At 73.5% G+C, this 14,279-nt stretch carries 15 protein-coding genes; 6 read left to right on the forward strand and 9 right to left on the reverse strand.

The window, feature by feature from the left end; translation table 11 throughout:
• Positions 1–16: 16 nt before the first annotated feature.
• From AB0O40_RS30395 to AB0O40_RS30425, 7 genes are all read right to left on the reverse strand, one after another.
• Positions 17–184, reverse strand: a complete 168-nt coding sequence (locus AB0O40_RS30395) for a hypothetical protein (RefSeq protein WP_365048372.1) — start codon at positions 182–184, stop codon at positions 17–19.
• A gap of 91 nt (positions 185–275) precedes the next feature.
• Positions 276–1,535, reverse strand: a complete 1,260-nt coding sequence (locus AB0O40_RS30400) for an MFS transporter (protein ID WP_365048374.1) — start codon at positions 1,533–1,535, stop codon at positions 276–278.
• Positions 1,536–1,621: 86 nt separating this feature from the next.
• Positions 1,622–2,821: a cupin domain-containing protein gene (locus AB0O40_RS30405; protein ID WP_365048376.1), complete on the reverse strand. Its 1,200-nt coding sequence runs from the start codon at positions 2,819–2,821 to the stop codon at positions 1,622–1,624.
• A 540-nt stretch (positions 2,822–3,361) separates the two neighbouring features.
• Positions 3,362–3,868, reverse strand: a complete 507-nt coding sequence (locus AB0O40_RS30410) for a DinB family protein (RefSeq protein WP_365048378.1) — start codon at positions 3,866–3,868, stop codon at positions 3,362–3,364.
• A complete protein-coding gene (locus tag AB0O40_RS30415; protein ID WP_365048380.1) occupies positions 3,852–4,136 on the reverse strand; it encodes a hypothetical protein in 285 nt (94 codons plus the stop codon). The genes AB0O40_RS30410 and AB0O40_RS30415 overlap by 17 nt, the downstream gene beginning before the upstream one ends.
• Before the next feature lie 112 nt (positions 4,137–4,248).
• Positions 4,249–6,237, reverse strand: a complete 1,989-nt coding sequence (locus AB0O40_RS30420; RefSeq protein ID WP_365048382.1) for a carbamoyltransferase C-terminal domain-containing protein — start codon at positions 6,235–6,237, stop codon at positions 4,249–4,251.
• 131 nt (positions 6,238–6,368) lie between these two features.
• On the reverse strand, positions 6,369–8,312 hold the full coding sequence (locus AB0O40_RS30425; protein WP_365048384.1) for a S9 family peptidase: 1,944 nt from the start codon (positions 8,310–8,312) through the stop codon (positions 6,369–6,371).
• A gap of 296 nt (positions 8,313–8,608) precedes the next feature.
• On the opposite strand from AB0O40_RS30425, the gene AB0O40_RS30430 reads away from it, so the two are divergent.
• The 4 genes from AB0O40_RS30430 to AB0O40_RS30445 all read left to right on the forward strand — a co-directional run bounded on the left by AB0O40_RS30430 (position 8,609) and on the right by AB0O40_RS30445 (position 11,889).
• Positions 8,609–9,967, forward strand: a complete 1,359-nt coding sequence (locus AB0O40_RS30430; protein WP_365048385.1) for a M20 family metallo-hydrolase — start codon at positions 8,609–8,611, stop codon at positions 9,965–9,967.
• A gap of 103 nt (positions 9,968–10,070) precedes the next feature.
• Positions 10,071–10,652 carry a TIGR00730 family Rossman fold protein gene (locus tag AB0O40_RS30435; RefSeq protein ID WP_365048387.1) on the forward strand — a complete coding sequence of 194 codons (582 nt, stop codon included), beginning with the start codon at positions 10,071–10,073 and terminating at the stop codon, positions 10,650–10,652.
• Positions 10,652–10,828 carry a hypothetical protein gene (locus AB0O40_RS30440; protein ID WP_365048389.1) on the forward strand — a complete coding sequence of 59 codons (177 nt, stop codon included), beginning with the start codon at positions 10,652–10,654 and terminating at the stop codon, positions 10,826–10,828. The genes AB0O40_RS30435 and AB0O40_RS30440 overlap by 1 nt, the downstream gene beginning before the upstream one ends.
• 74 nt (positions 10,829–10,902) lie before the next feature.
• Entirely contained in the window at positions 10,903–11,889 is a 987-nt protein-coding gene (locus AB0O40_RS30445) for an aldo/keto reductase (protein WP_365048391.1), read from the forward strand.
• 16 nt (positions 11,890–11,905) lie between these two features.
• On the opposite strand, the gene AB0O40_RS30450 is transcribed toward AB0O40_RS30445, so the two are convergent.
• Complete coding sequence (locus AB0O40_RS30450) at positions 11,906–12,253, reverse strand: VOC family protein (protein ID WP_365048392.1); 348 nt, start codon at positions 12,251–12,253, stop codon at positions 11,906–11,908.
• 313 nt (positions 12,254–12,566) lie between these two features.
• Here AB0O40_RS30450 and AB0O40_RS30455 point away from each other — a divergent pair, with 313 nt between their 5' ends.
• Both AB0O40_RS30455 and AB0O40_RS30460 read left to right on the forward strand, forming a co-directional pair.
• Complete coding sequence (locus AB0O40_RS30455; RefSeq protein ID WP_365048394.1) at positions 12,567–13,100, forward strand: hypothetical protein; 534 nt, start codon at positions 12,567–12,569, stop codon at positions 13,098–13,100.
• A complete protein-coding gene (locus AB0O40_RS30460) occupies positions 13,090–13,734 on the forward strand; it encodes a Fic family protein (RefSeq protein WP_365048396.1) in 645 nt (214 codons plus the stop codon). Before AB0O40_RS30455 ends, AB0O40_RS30460 begins: the two co-directional genes overlap by 11 nt.
• Here the strand turns inward: AB0O40_RS30460 and AB0O40_RS30465 are convergent.
• A partial coding sequence (locus AB0O40_RS30465) for an amidase family protein (RefSeq protein WP_365048398.1) occupies positions 13,712–14,279 on the reverse strand: 568 nt, incomplete at its 5' end. The genes AB0O40_RS30460 and AB0O40_RS30465 overlap by 23 nt on opposite strands.

The following is a 14,279-nucleotide window of genomic DNA, read 5'->3' on the forward strand; positions in this document are numbered from 1 at the left end:
CCGGGCCGACGGATCGTCAGATCAGCGGACGGCGCGGGGCGGGACGCTCGGTGCGGGGCAGCACCCAGCACAGCGGGAACCACTCGGGGACGGCCGCCGGGTCCTCGCCCTGCGCGGGCGCCGACGGGGCGAGGGGGCCCGGGCCCCCGTACAGGAGGGCGGCGAGCTGGTGGGTCTGGTTCATCGGTGGACCGTCCTTTGCCGGTCGGGGCTCGGTTGGCTCCGGCCGGGCGGGTGCGGGACACCGCCCGGCCGGGAGTAGGGGGTCGTGCGGGTCAGCTCGCGGCCGGGGCGGGCTGGTGGCCGGCGGCGAGGACGGTACGGGCCATCGTGAGCAGGGCCAGCACGATCAGGGCGCCCGCGGCCAGGAAGCCGTACCGCGGCTCGAAGGCGTTGACCAGCAGGCCGCCGATGACGAAGCCGAGGCCCGGCCCGGTGTTGGAGACGGCGCCCAGGGCGGCGAAGGCCCGGCCGCGGTGGCTCTGCGGGGCGCGCAGGTTGAAGACGATGTGGGTGACGGTCGCCTGGGCGCCGTTGCCGATGCCGCCCAGGAGGTAGAAGGGGGCGATCCACCAGACGCCCGGGGCGAGTCCGGTGCCGAGGATGGCGATCGCGATGCACACGAACGACCCGACCAGGATGGTCTCGTGGCTGAGGTTCTTCACCTTGCGGGCCAGCAGCGCACCGGGGACCATGCCGGCCGCCCAGGTGGTCATGATGACGCCGTAGACCTGCTCGGAGGCGCCGAAGGTGCCGCGCACGTAGAAGACGATCAGGACGTTGATGATGCAGGCGCAGGCCATCACGATGCCGCTGAGCAGCAGGACCGAGCGCAGCAGCCGGTCGGACCAGACGCGGTACGGGGCGGCCTGCGGCTCGTCGTTGGAGGCGGAGGCGGCGGCGGCCGAGGCGGGCGCCGGGGCGGCCTTCTTGTGCAGCCGGGTGCTGATGGCCAGGCCGCCGAGGGCGACCAGGACGAACGAGAGCGCGTCCAGGACCAGCGGCATCGTGGTGCCGGAGCGGCTGGAGAGGAAGCCCGCGGCGGCCGGGGCGAAGAGCATCCCCGCCATGGTGGTGGTCTGGGAGATCGCCGAGGCCCGGGGCACCTCCTCGGGGGCGACCATCGCGCTGGGCAGTCCGCCGAAGACCGGGTGGGTGCAGGCCACGCCGGCGGCCAGCAGCGCGCACAGGCCGACCAGCAGCGGGACCGAGGTGGTGGTGAGCATCGCCAGGCAGACCAGCGCCTGGAGCGAGGCCACCACGACGATGATCTTCTTGCTGTCGAAGCGGTCCGCGGCCCGGCCGGTCCAGGGGGCGAGCAGCACCGGCGGCAGGGTGGCCGCCAGCAGCAGGGCCATCACGCCCCAGCCGCCGGCGCCGTTCTTCTGCGCGAGGAGGGTCAGGGCGGTGGCGGCCATGATGTCGCCGGCGACCGAGAGCGAGCGCATCCCGGCCAGGAGGTAGACCTCCCGCCACGCGGACGCGGGGGCTTCGGTGGCGCCCGCCTGCAACGGTGGGGAGACGCTGACGGTCATGCGATCACTCCAGGGGTAGGGCGGCGCGTGCCACCGGACCGAAATGCGGGTGTCCCGCCGGCAGTCGGGTGCCGGCGGGACGGGGGTCAGGCCGCGACTTCCAGGACGCCGAGCCGGGCGAAGCCCTGGGCGTTGCGGACGGAGCGATCGGCCGGCAGGTCGGGGAAGAGGGTCGCGGCGAAGACCTCGGCGCCCTCCTCCAGTCCGGTCAGGACGTCCGCGACCGCGGTGGGCACCGCGATGGTGCGGCCCTTGCAGGTGAGCTGCGTCCTGCCGTTGTCGGTGGCGCCGACGGTCAGCGGGGTGCCGGTGCGGCGCAGCGCCGACCCGGGTGCCAGGCCGTCGAGCGCGGCGGAGTACGCGAAGGTGTCCTCGGGGCGGTGCCGGGGCGGGCGGCCCGGCTCCAGGCGGCGGCCGGAGTCCAGCAGCCGGTCGAGCTCCGCGCCCGCGTCCACGGCGCCGAGCTTGGCGGCCAGCGCGGTGAGCTTGGCGGCGAACTCCTCCTCGACCGAGGCCCCGCGCGAGTCCCCGATGTAGGGGAAGGCGGCGAATTCGGGCCCCTCGGTCAGCGCCTCCACGGTCTTGTGCAGGAGCTCTTCCCACTTGCGCGGCCGCATCATGATCGACAGGTGTACGGAGGTGCGGTCGCGGGCCGCCGCGGCGTGCGGCGTGTGGTACGGGAGGTAGAGCACGTCGCCCGGCTCGAGCAGGACGTCGATGGCGGGCTCGCCGAGCTGTTCCTCGGTGTAGACGCCGATCTGGGAGGAGCGCTCGCCGACCGGGTTCCACAGCCGCCAGTGCTTGGTGCCCTCGGTCTGCACGATGAAGAGGTCGACCGGGTCGTGGTGCGGGTTGAAGCCCTGGTGGCCGGCGGGCGTGAGGAAGGCGACGCAGTCGGTGCGGGCGCCCAGCTTGTCGCTGATGAGACCGCAGAAGGAGCGCAGCCGGGGCTCGATGTGGTTCAGGGAGCTCCACACGATGGTGGCGCCCGCGCGGTAGAGATCGTAAAGACGCTCCGGGATCACGGAGTCGGGGATCTCGGTGCCCTGGACGGTGACGGTCCGGGTGAAGGTCTTCTCGGAGATGCCGTTGCCGTTCAGGTTGACCCGGACGTACGGCGGGCGGATGACCTCCATGTCGACCATCTCGTCGAGCCTGCTGATCGACAGGATGTCGGCGGGGTTGCCCTTCAGTGCGTTCTTCCGGAGCATGGGCTTCTTGTCCCAGTACTCGGCGAAGAACAGTTCCTCGTCGCCGACGAGGTCCGCAAAGGTGTAGCTTTCCATGACTTCTCCATAGCTGGTCCACGGGCGACGCGGATTGTCGTGCGGACGGCGGAGAAGTGGCCCTTCTGGGCTGTTTGTCCTGACAGCCGCAGGGCGGTTGTCACAACCGCCGTTCGTTCTTTTTCAATTGGTGTGGTCCGGCCGCGGCGGCGGGGGCTGTACCAGCTCCCGCCGCCGCACGCGGGTCTTCTTACTGGATGCCGAGGTAGTACGAGGCGACCAGGTCAGCGGCGTCGACGAACTCGATGTCAGACATGTGATTCTCCTTTTTGTTTTCTGCCGAGCGACCCGCTCGGCTTGATGTGAATCTTTCCCTGCGGGGGCCTTTCCGTCAACGAATGTCCGACCGCTTGAACAATCCCCATTCCAGGGCGGGTTCACCTTTTCCGGGGGCCGCGTATTCCACCTGCGGAAATACCGTCCGGGGAATGTCCAACCGGCTGGTGCAGCCACTTGGACGGGGTCGTGCGGGCATGAAAAAGGCCGGCCCCCGGAGCGGTCGGGCTCCGGGGGCCGGCGGATGGTGCGGGGGTGGCGGGGTCAGAAGCCGACCGTGCCGTCGACGGCCTCGCGGATGAGGTCGGCGTGGCCGTTGTGGCGGGCGTACTCGTCGATCAGGTGGACCATGGCCCGGCGCAGCGAGACCTTCGCGTCGGCCTTGGCGAGGTAGCCGGTGACGTCCAGGGAGGCCGCCTGCCGCTCGATGCGGCGGGAGTGCCCGATCTCGGCCCGCCAGGCGGCGAAGGCCTCCTCGGCGCCGGCCCCGCGGACGTCGTAGGCGACCTGGAAGTCGCCCCGGTCGGACCAGACGAGCGGGATGTCCTGGCCGTCGATGATCCTGCGGAACCAGGCCCGTTCGACCTCGGCCATGTGCCGTACCAGGCCGAGCAGGGAGAGCGTGGACGGTGGCGCGGCGGCCCTGCGCAGGTCCTCCTCGGCGAGCCCGTCGCATTTGATGGCGAGGGTGGCGCGCTGGTAGTCGAGGTAGGCCCGCAGCATCTCGCGCTCGTCGGCGATCAGGGGCGGCAGGTCACGGTCGGGTGCCATGGACCCTCCTGGTCATGTCGTGGGCGACCACGGTGGCGGTGGCGGCGGCGACCACGGCGGCCCGGGCCGACCCCAGGGCCTCCCGCAGGATCTCGATCCGCTCTTCGGGCGGCCGGGCGGCCGAAGAGCGGCCGGCCTCCAGCAGCTTGTGCGCCGCCTCCAGCGCCGCGACCTGTGCCTCGCCCAGCGGCGTGGCCCGGTCGGCGGTCGCCAGGACGTCGTCCAGGGCGGCGGCGACGAGCGTCGTCGCCTCGACGGTGTACGGCATGGGGCTCCCTCCGGGATGTGGTGCCCGCGGGCGTGGTTCGCCCGGCGAACGGTCGATGCCCTCCCGCCGGTCGCCTCGTACGGCGCGGCCGGCGGGAGGGCGGACGGGGACGTCAGCGCGGCAGGTCCTGTTCCTCCAGGTAGTCGGCCAGGCCCTGGGCGAAGCCCGGGTCGGCGGCGGCCACCCGCTCGGCGAGGAGGTTGACGCGGCCGGGGGTGTACGTGTCGGGGTCGTCCAGGAGTTGGGGGGTGCCGGTCATCAGGAGGAGGCCGCCCGGGGTGTAGCCGCGGTCCAGCCAGCCCTGCCAGTACGCGTCGCGGTCGGCCTCCTGGCCGGCGAACCAGTGGTCCTCCCGGGGCCGGGGCCCGTCCGGTACGGCGGCCGGCGGGTTCGGTTCGGTGCGCAGCAGGACCCGCCGCCCGCCCAGGTAGGCCACCGGTATGCCCTTGCGGACGCAGAAGGTGAGCGTCTGGGCCGCGGTGTCGACGATCGGTTCGCCCCGGTCGTTGAGGGAGGTGTTGCAGACGATCGGGACGCCGGTGGCGGCGTGGAAGGCCGTCATGGCCCGGTGCAGCAGCGGGTTGGCCTCGGCGGTGAGGGTCTGGTGCCGGGCCGAGCCGTCCAGGTGCAGGATGGCCGGCACCCTCTCGCGCACCTCCGCCCGTACCTCGACGGCCTCGAGCATGAACGGCGAGGGCCGGCGCTGGACGAACCACGGCTCGGCGTGCTCGGCCAGCACGATCGGGGCGACCGGGCGCCACCACTGGCGCTGCTTGTACTCGTTGAGGAGGTCCTTGACCTTCTCGGAGCGCGGGTCGCCCAGCAGGCTGCGGTGGCCCAGCGCCCGGGGGCCCATCTCGGCGGCCCCGTCGGCCCAGGCGACGACGCTGTCGGCGAGGTCGGCGACGAAGGTCTCGGGCGAGAACTCCGAGACCTGCTCGATCCAGGGGGCGAACTCCGCCAGCGCCTCGTCGACGTCGCGCAGCTCGTTGCCGTGGTAGGCGGTGGCGATGCGCAGGTCGGCGTCCTCGAAGGCGCCGATGCCGTGCAGCCCGAGCAGGCCGATGCCCAGCGCCTCGCCGGAGTCGTTGGCGCAGGGCGGGGCGAGCAGGCCCTTGAAGCCGTACCGGTCCAGGGTGACCGTGTTGGTGGGGCAGTTGAGGGCGAAGCCTCCGCTCATGGAGAGGTAGCTGTCCTCGGGCCGGACGTCGGCCAGGGCGCACAGCCGCTCGACGTTGCGCATGATGACCAGGTCGCAGCAGCGCTGGACGACCTTCATCACCGCGCTCTGGAGGTTGTCCTCGTCGCTGAAGCGGACGTCCTGGCTGGGCTGTCCGTCGAGCTGTTCGCGGGCCGCCGCGATCACCTCGTCGAGCAGCCCGAAGGCGGCGGGCCACGGCAGCGTCCTGCCGCCGTACAGCTCGATGCGGCCGACCGCCGCCCCGGCGTCGAAGTCGATCGTCGCGACGGAGGCGGTGGCCAGGGCCATCAGGGTGCCGGGCTCCTTGCCGAAGCGCCGGTCGGCCGCGTGGTAGAGCGGGGCGGGGGACTCGACGGCGGCGAAGGTGACCGCCCCGCGCACCGAGACGCAGCCGGCGTAGTAGCCGGCCGGGCGCTCGGCCTCGAGGATCAGGTCGGGCGCCGCGTCCACGGCGAGGCCGACGATCGTCTCCTCCTTGAAGATCCGGCTGTCCATCAGGAGTCCGCTGAAGAGGTGCGCCAGGGTGTGCACGGCCAGGCCCTCGCTGCCGGCCGGCAGGGCCAGTTCGGTGTGGCCGGGCAGCCCCGGGGTGCCCCAGGTGGCGGTGAGGTCGGCCGGGGTGAGGCCTTCGGTGGCGAGCAGCCCGGTCAGGAAGGCCTCGGCCCGCTGGGGCGTGTACAGCGGCAGGGAGTGGTGCTTGCGGCCGCTGATGCGCTCCAACTCCCAGTGCCGGACCAGCTCGACGGTGCCGGCGCGGCGCCGCCACAGCGCGATGTTGTGGTCGTGCCGGGGTGAGAGGACGGACCGCTCGCCGGGCGGGGTGAGGTACGTCGAGAGGTAGTGCTCGACGGGCACCTGCGCGGGTCCGTCGGCGGGCGTGTGCACAGCGTGCTCGGTCATGGCCGGTGCCTCATTCCTGTTCCTGCCTGGTACGTGCCTGGTTGCCGGGTTTCCTGACGCGCCGGGGCGGGGTCGGCGACGGGGGCGGCGGCCCCGGCGCGCCAGGAGGGCCGGAGCCGGGCCCGGGGCCCTCACAGGTGGCGGGCCCACCACTCCAGGACGGCCTCGTAGCGGGCCAGCCGGTGGCTGGGCAGTCCGGTGCGGGACATCTCGTGGGTCTCGCCGGGGAAGAGCAGCATCTCGACCGGGACGCCGCGCCGCTTGAGGGCCACGAAGAGGCGCTGGGCCTGCTCCATGGGCGTGTGCCGGTCCTCCTCGGACTGGATGAGCAGCACCGGGATGTCGATCTGGTCGGCGTGCGTCAGGGGGCTGGCGTCCCGCCACACCTCGGGGTCGGTGCCGTACAGGGCCAGCGAGAGGATGATGCCCTCGTCGGACGAGGCGCTGTGGCTGTCGATGGCGTAGCAGCCGCGTTCGGCGATGGCGGCGTTGAAGTGCTTGCCGTGGTGGGCGGCCATCCAGGCGGACATGTAACCGCCGAAGGAGCCGCCCATCATGCCGACCCGGCCGCCGTCGAGGTCGGGGGCCTCCAGTGCGGTCTCCAGCAGGGCCAGCAGGTCCTCGGCGGTGCGCCGGGGCAGGTCGTCGAGGATGTGCTTGCCGTGCGCCTGGCCGTAGCCGGCGGCGCCGCGCGGGTTGCCGAGCACCACCGCGTAGCCGGCGCCGGCGTAGACCTGCGCCTCCTCGAAGGAGGCCGGGCCGTTGAGGGTGTAGCCCCACTGCGTGAAGGGGCCGCCCTTGATCTGGAGCAGCACCGGGTGCGGGCCCTCGCCCTCGGGGCGCACGATCCAGCCCTGGAGCGGGTACCCGTCGGCGGTGACGGCGGTGAACTCCTCGGCGGGGCGGATGCGGCCGGTGGCCCTGAGGGCGGCGCCGAAGCCGGTGAGGGTGCGCTCCTCGCCGTTGTGCCAGACCATCAGGTCCCCGGCGCTGCCGGCGTCGGCGACCACCGCGGCGATGGTGACGCCGTGCGCGCCCTCGGCCACGGCGTAGCCGTTGACCTGGCGCTCGCCGGTGATGACGGGGGTGGGCTCGCCGCCGTCGTAGGGGACGAGGATCAGGTTGACCTCGCCGCGGTGGTCGTTGGCGAAGTACACGCCCTCGCGGCCGGTGGCGATCATCTGGCTGGAGTAGCTGAGGTGGTACGGCTCCGGGTCGGTGAGCCGGCGCGGTCCGGCGGTGCCGTCCACCGGGGCGGACCACAGGCCGTAGCTGCTGTTGGCGACGCCCTGCTGGTGCTCGTCCAGGACCTCGGCGGCGAAGCAGACGGCGCTGCCGTCCTTGGCGAAGCGGGGGCAGCCCAGGGTCAGTCCGCCCTCGGTCAGGGCGCGCAGGTCGCCGGTGCCGTCGGAGGCGGCGACCCAGACGTCGTTGCGCAGGTCGTCGCCGTGGGTGGCGTGCCGGGCGGCGACGAAGGTGAGGAGCGAGCCGTCCGGGCTCCAGTCGATGTCGCCGTGGTCGTGCTCGGAGTCGGTGATCTGGACGGTGGCGTGGTCCGGGGTGAACGGGTCGGTCACGAACACCTGGCGGGGCCGGTCGAACCAGTAGCCGAAGCCGTCGGCCATGTAGCGGAGCTTGGTGATCCGCCGCGGGGCCTCCTTCTGCGGCGGGACGCCGCGCCGGTAGCGGCCGCCGAGCCCGACCCGGGCGCAGTAGGCGATCCGCCGCGAGTCGGGGCTCCACACCGGCTGGCCGGCGCCGAGCGGCTGGTCGGTGACCACGACGGGGTCGCCGCCGTCCATCGGCAGCAGGTGCAGCTGCGCGGGGCCGCCGGGGGCCGGCCGCAGGAAGGCCAGCCAGCGCCCGTCCGGGGAGAACGCCGGGGCGCCGTCGTAGGGCCCCTTCGTCAGGAGCCGGGCCGGGGTGGTCCCGCTGGTGTCGGCCAGCCACAGCTCGTGCACGCCCTCGTCCGCGGCGAGGTCGACGCGGGAGACGGACACGACGGCGAAACGGCCGTCGCCGGAGATCGTCGGACGACCGAGAATAGGCAGCAGGCTGATATCGGAGGGGATCATGCCGTGAAAGTACGAAGCCTTTCCAAGGGCTGTCAACGAATGACGGTTGGACGTAATTCGGTTGGACAGCTCCCCGTCTCCACCCTTTCGCCACTCGGCCGGGAGGGCCGAAGATCAGCAGGTCAGAGGCCAGTTGGTCAACCGCGTTCAAGCGCGTGAAAAACCCGGTCGAACAGTCGGGCATTCAATCGGCCGTCCTTGACCGATCCCTCTCGCCATGGTGACGCTTTTGCCTCGGAACGCCGTTCGGAACGTCGGAAAGACCGCATCTCAAGGCAATCCCACAGGAGCGCAGCATGACCGAGACACTGATCCCGCCGTTGACCGCGCCGCTGCGGACCGACGGCGGCCGGCTGCTGCGCCGGATCCGCGAACTGGGCGCCATCGGCGCGGACCCCGCCACCGGCGGCATCACCCGGCCCGGTTTCGGCCCGGCCGACCAGGAGGCCCGCGACTGGCTGCTCGCCGAGGCGCGGGCCGCCGGGCTGAGCGCGGGGGTGGACGCCGCGGGCAACGTGATCATGCGGCGGCCGCCCGCCGACGGCGACGAGGCCGCGGCCCCCCGGCCCGCCGTCCTGATGGGCTCCCACCTCGACACCGTCGTCAACGGCGGCCCGCTGGACGGCGCGTACGGCGTGCTGGCCGCGCTGGAAGTGCTCCAGCGCTGTGCCGAGACCGGGCTCGAGGCCCCGTACGAGCCGGTGGCCGTGGGGTTCGCCAACGAGGAGGGCGCGCTCTTCCCGCAGCCCTTCTGGGGGTCGATGGCGCTGGCCGGCCGGCTGGCCGAGCTGCCGGGCGAGCCCGCCGACCACCACGGCCGGCCGCTGCGCGGCCCGCTGGAGGCGGCGGGCGGGAACCTGGACGCCCTGGGCACCGCAGCCTGGTCCGCCGGCTCCGTCGCCGCGTACCTGGAACTCCACATCGAGCAGGGCCCCGTACTGGAGCGGGCCGGCGCCGAGATCGGGGTGGTCGAGGCCATCACCGGGCGCTGCGTGCTGACCCTGTCGGTACGGGGGGCCGCCGGGCATTCGGGCACCACCCCCATGGAGGGCCGGCGGGACGCGATGGCCGCCGCGGCACGGGTGGTGGCGGCCGCCGAGGAGATCGGCCGGGGGCGGGGGCTGTGCCGGGTGGCCACCGTCGGCCGCCTGGAGGCGCACCCCAACACGCCCAACACCATCGCCGGTTCGGTCACCCTGACCGTCGACCTGCGCGACACCGACCCGGTACGGCTGCGCACCGCGGAGGCGGCGCTCCGTACCGAGCTGGAGCGGATCGCCGGCGAGAGCGGCTGCGGCATCGCGGTCACCGCGCTGACCCGGTCCGAGCCGGTGGCCACCCACCCGCCGCTGCGGGCCGCGATCGAGGACGGTTGCGCGGAGCTGGGCCTGTCGCATCTGGCGCTGCCCAGCGGCGCCGGGCACGACGCGCAGATCGTGGCGGACATCGCGCCGATCGCGATGGTCTTCGTCCCGAGCATCGGCGGGGTCAGCCACGTGCCGCAGGAGGCCACCCGGCCCGAGCACCTGGTCGCCGGCGCCGACGTCCTGCTGCACGTGGCGCTGCACGCGCTGGGCCACCGCGGGTCCGGCCACCGCGTACCGGACCGCGCCGGGTCGGCCCACGCCCCGGCCGCTGCCGCCGCCGCCCGCTGACGCACCCGCCGTCCGCCGCACCACCGTCCGTCCGTCCGTCCGCCGCACCACCCACCGTCAGACCGTCCGTCCCCCCTCCGTCACACCCAGGGAGAGCAGTCACATGGCAGCCCACGCCGAAACGAGGCCGAGCATCGCGGTGTTCTGCGGTGCCCGGCCCGGGGTCCACCCCGACCACCTCCACTTCGCCCACGCCTTCGGCCTCGAACTGGCCCGGCGCGGTTCGGACCTCGTCTACGGCGCCGGCGGGGTCGGCGTGATGGGCGCGGTCGCCCAGGGCGTCACGGCCGGCGGCGGGGACGTCACCGGCGTGGTGCCGCAGGCGCTGCGCGAGCGCGAGCGCTCCGACGACCCGCTGGGCTCGATCCGCGTGGTCGACACCATGCACGAGCGCAAGGCCCTCATGTACGCGCTCTCCGACGGCTTCGCCGTCCTGCCGGGCGGGATCGGCACGATGGACGAGGTCATGGAGGTGCTGACCTGGAACCAGCTGGGCCTGATCGACAAGCCGATCGTGCTGGTCAACCACCGGGGCTTCTTCGACCCGTTGATCGGGCTGCTGGACCACCTGGTCGCCGAGGGCTTCCTGAGCGCCGTCGAGCGCCGGCTGATCCGGGCGGCCCGCCGCCCGGAGGAGGCCTGCGACCTCCTGCGCCTGCCCGCCCCGCTGGCCGTGGCCGCCTGATGGCCGCCCTGAGCACCCGCCCGTTCGCGGCCCGGTCCGACACCGCCGGGGGCCCCTCGGCCCTGGAGACCTTCGAACGCCCCTCGACCCCCACCCTCCCCTCGCGCCGCCACACCGGCCACGCCCCCGACGGCGCCGGCTGCGAGGACACCGACCCGGCCTGGCGGGGGCTGTGACGGCTTGACTTCGAGCACACTCCAACACCTAGCGTCCTGGGTACAAGATCCCGAAGCCCAGGAGGAACCCCGCCATGACCGAGAACCGCACCCGCCGCCTGGGCACTCTTGAGGTCTCCGCGCAGGGACTGGGCTGCATGGGCATGAGCCACGGCTACGGCGCCGCGGACGACGCGCAGTCGGTCGCCACCCTGCACCGGGCCCTGGACCTCGGGGTGACGCTGCTGGACACCGCGGACTTCTACGGCTTCGGACACAACGAGGAGCTGATCGGCCGGGCCGTCGCCGGCCGCCGCGAGGAGGTCGTCCTGGCCACCAAGTTCGGCTTCGCCAACCGCCTGGGCGAGCCCACCCTCATCCGGGGTGACGCCGCCTACGTCCGGCAGGCCTGCGAGGCGTCGCTGCGCCGGCTCGGGGTGGACCACATCGACCTCTACTACCAGCACCGGGTCGACCCGCGGGTGCCGATCGAGGAGACCGTCGGCGCCATGGCCGAGCTGGTGCGGGCGGGCCTGGTCCGGCACCTCGGGCTGTCCGAGGCCGGCGCGGAGACGATCCGCCGGGCGCAGGCCGTGCACCCGATCAGCGCGCTGCAGAGCGAGTGGTCGCTGTGGACCCGCGACCTGGAGGAGGGCGTCGCCCCGGTCTGCCGCGAGCTGGGCATCGGCCTGGTGCCCTTCTCCCCGCTCGGCCGCGGCTTCCTGACGGGCAAGTACCGCTCGGTGGAGGGTCTGGCGGAGAACGACGTACGGCGCAGCCAGCCGCGCTTCGCCGACGGCAACCTCGAGCGGAACCTGGCGATCGTGGCCGCGCTGGACGAACTGGCCGCGGCCAAGGGCGTCACCACCGGCCAGCTCGCCCTCGCCTGGGTGCAGCACCGGGGCGCGGACGTGGTGCCGATCCCCGGCACCCGGCGCGAGCGCTACCTGGAGGAGAACCTGGCGGCCCTGGACATCGTCCTGTCCGAGGAGGACCTGTCCGCGATCGACGCCGCCGCCCCGGCCGCGGACGTCGCCGGCACCCGCTACGACGCCACCAGCCTGACCTTCGTCAACGGCTGAGCGGGGCGGGGCCCGGCTACCGGTGGCCCAGGACGTTGACCACCCGGCCGTCCGGATCCCGTACGAAGAACCTGCGCACGCCCCACTCCTCGTCCTGGAGGGGGTGCACGATCTCCGCCCCGCGCCCGACCAGGAGCGCGTGGACCGCGTCCACGTCGTCGACCTCGATGCTGAGGTCGGGCACGACGGGCGCGGTCAGGTCCTGCGTCATGAAGCTGAGCTGCGCGGAGGGGGTGGCAGGGGCGGCCAGGGTCGTGATCCACCCGTGGTTCATGACCTCCTCGAAGCCCAACAGCCCGTAGAACTCACGGTTCTCCGCCACCGCCCCCGTCCGGAGATTGGGCACCACCCGGCGCACGCTCATCAAGCCCTCCCCACGACCGACGGCGACCCTGCTTCGCCCCGATCCTGCCACGCGGCACCGACAGCCCCCGGGGACGAGGACGGTGCGGCGCTTATTCGGGTGACACCGCGCGGCGCGGCGGGCATCCTCATCAGCCGCCCGTCACGTCCGGACCAGGAGGCACCCCACGTCCCGCCCGCCCGAACTCTGGCCCGCGCACCTTCCCTGGTCCGCCGCCGATCCGCGACGGCACGCCTTCGCGTGGGACGCGGACGAGGAGGACCGTCTCACGGCGCTGGTCGCACCGCTGACGCCGGCGGCCGATGCGGACCGTATGGACAATTTCCGCTTCCTGGACGAGGTGAGCGCGCTCCTGGCCGCGCGTTACGGCCGGTGGACCTGCGGCTGGGAGTGGTCCGTCCACAACGGCGGCCCGGTCGGCGCCTGGTGCTGCGACGCGCACTCGATCGGCGGGCCGCAGGAGACCGCCGCCCGCGTCGCGGCCTGCCTCCTGGAGTGGCGCGACTGGCTGGAGTACCTGGCCGAGCGGTTCGACGACCTGGCACCACCGCCCGGCAGCACCGGCGAGGACCGCAGCTGGCACGTGGAGCGGGCGGCCACCCGGCTCGTGACCACGGTCATCGACCGCACCGGCACCGCAGGGGGCTGGTACGGGCTCTGTACCACGACCCTGACCTGGTACGTGACCTCGACGGGCCTGGCCCCGCAGGAAGCGGCGGCGGCGGTGCGCGCCGCGATCGGCGGCCGCTTCGAGAGCTGGACCGAGCCCGCGCCCGCCCTGGTCGAGAGCGTGGGCGAGGACCTGGCGGTCCGCCTGACGGGGTGCAGGTTCTTCCGTGAGCGCTGACTGCCTGGCCGTGTGGTGCCGGGTCCGGCAGCAGGTCGACTGGCGCGCGGCACCGGAGGTCCCGGCGCCGGTGCGGCCGGCCGTCGTCGACGGGCCGGCCGCCTGGTACGGGGGACCGGTCCGCGCGCGGGACCCGGAACGGGCCGACCGCCTGCTCGCCGCGCTGGCGCTGTCCCGCGCCGACGCGGCCCGGGGCGAACCGCTCACCCCGGCCCTGCTCGGCCGCTGGCAGGAACTGGTGCTCGGCGTACGGGGGCTGCGCCTGCGCGGCTCGGACGCCTTCGCCAAAGGAGGCCGGGAACGGTACGGGCTGACCCCGGGCACCTGGCAGGACTTCGCCGGCTGCCTGCGGGAGAGCGCGGACCCCGCCGTCCCGCTCCCGGCCCGGGCCGCCCGCGCCTACCTGGACGTCGCCTTCTTCCACCCGTACCCCGACGGCAACGCCCGCCTGGCCTTGCTGGCCCTCACGTACGTCCTGGAGTCCGAAGGCGTCCGCCTGCCCGAGGTGGGCCCCCTCCAGACCACCCGCTACCCCGACGACCCCGCCGGCGCGCTGGACCTCGCCGTCCTGGTCGCCGTACTGGGCCGCGCCGGGGGTGCGTCCGGGGCGCTCACAGTGCCGGGGCCCGGGTGAGCAGCGGGGCGCCCCAGCGGGCTTCCAGGGCCTTCTCCACCGCGGCGCCGACCGTGTACAGGCGTTCGTCCTTCAGGGCCGGGGCGATGATCTGGAGGCCGACCGGCAGGCCGTCCTCCGGTGCCAGGCCGCAGGGCAGCGACATGGCGGCGTTGCCGGCCAGGTTGGTGGGGATGGTGCAGACGTCCGCCAGGTACATGGCCAGCGGGTCGTCCACCCGCTCGCCGATGGGGAAGGCGGTCACCGGCATGGTGGGCGAGACGATGACCTCGACCCGCTCGAAGGCCGCCTCGAAGTCCTGGAGGATCAGGGTGCGGACCTTCTGCGCCGAGCCGTAGTACGCGTCGTAGTAGCCGGAGCTCAGCGCGTACGTGCCCAGCATGATGCGGCGCTTGACCTCCGGGCCGAAGCCCGCCTCGCGGGTCAGCGCGGTGACGTCCTCGGCCGACCTCGTGCCGTCGTCGCCGACCCGCAGGCCGTAGCGCATGGCGTCGAAGCGGGCCAGGTTCGAGGAGCACTCCGACGGCGCGATCAGGTAGTACGCC

It is taken from the genome of Streptomyces sp. NPDC089919 (genome assembly GCF_040684615.1).
In the GTDB taxonomy this organism is placed as follows: domain Bacteria; phylum Actinomycetota; class Actinomycetes; order Streptomycetales; family Streptomycetaceae; genus Streptomyces.

Excerpts from the sequence above, each read along its gene's own strand:
- AB0O40_RS30410 (WP_365048378.1), bottom strand. The coding sequence starts at position 3,868 with ATGGCACCCGACCGTGACCTGCCGCCCCTGATCGCCGACGAGCGCGAG.
- AB0O40_RS30415 (WP_365048380.1), bottom strand. The coding sequence starts at position 4,136 with ATGCCGTACACCGTCGAGGCGACGACGCTCGTCGCCGCCGCCCTGGAC.
- AB0O40_RS30395 (WP_365048372.1), bottom strand. The coding sequence starts at position 184 with ATGAACCAGACCCACCAGCTCGCCGCCCTCCTGTACGGGGGCCCGGGC.
- AB0O40_RS30445 (WP_365048391.1), top strand. The coding sequence starts at position 10,903 with ATGACCGAGAACCGCACCCGCCGCCTGGGCACTCTTGAGGTCTCCGCG.
- AB0O40_RS30400 (WP_365048374.1), bottom strand. The coding sequence starts at position 1,535 with ATGACCGTCAGCGTCTCCCCACCGTTGCAGGCGGGCGCCACCGAAGCC.
- AB0O40_RS30435 (WP_365048387.1), top strand. The coding sequence starts at position 10,071 with ATGGCAGCCCACGCCGAAACGAGGCCGAGCATCGCGGTGTTCTGCGGT.
- AB0O40_RS30455 (WP_365048394.1), top strand. The coding sequence starts at position 12,567 with ATGGACAATTTCCGCTTCCTGGACGAGGTGAGCGCGCTCCTGGCCGCG.
- AB0O40_RS30430 (WP_365048385.1), top strand. The coding sequence starts at position 8,609 with ATGACCGAGACACTGATCCCGCCGTTGACCGCGCCGCTGCGGACCGAC.
- AB0O40_RS30440 (WP_365048389.1), top strand. The coding sequence starts at position 10,652 with ATGGCCGCCCTGAGCACCCGCCCGTTCGCGGCCCGGTCCGACACCGCC.
- AB0O40_RS30425 (WP_365048384.1), bottom strand. The coding sequence starts at position 8,312 with ATGATCCCCTCCGATATCAGCCTGCTGCCTATTCTCGGTCGTCCGACG.
- AB0O40_RS30405 (WP_365048376.1), bottom strand. The coding sequence starts at position 2,821 with ATGGAAAGCTACACCTTTGCGGACCTCGTCGGCGACGAGGAACTGTTC.
- AB0O40_RS30450 (WP_365048392.1), bottom strand. The coding sequence starts at position 12,253 with ATGAGCGTGCGCCGGGTGGTGCCCAATCTCCGGACGGGGGCGGTGGCG.
- AB0O40_RS30420 (WP_365048382.1), bottom strand. The coding sequence starts at position 6,237 with ATGACCGAGCACGCTGTGCACACGCCCGCCGACGGACCCGCGCAGGTG.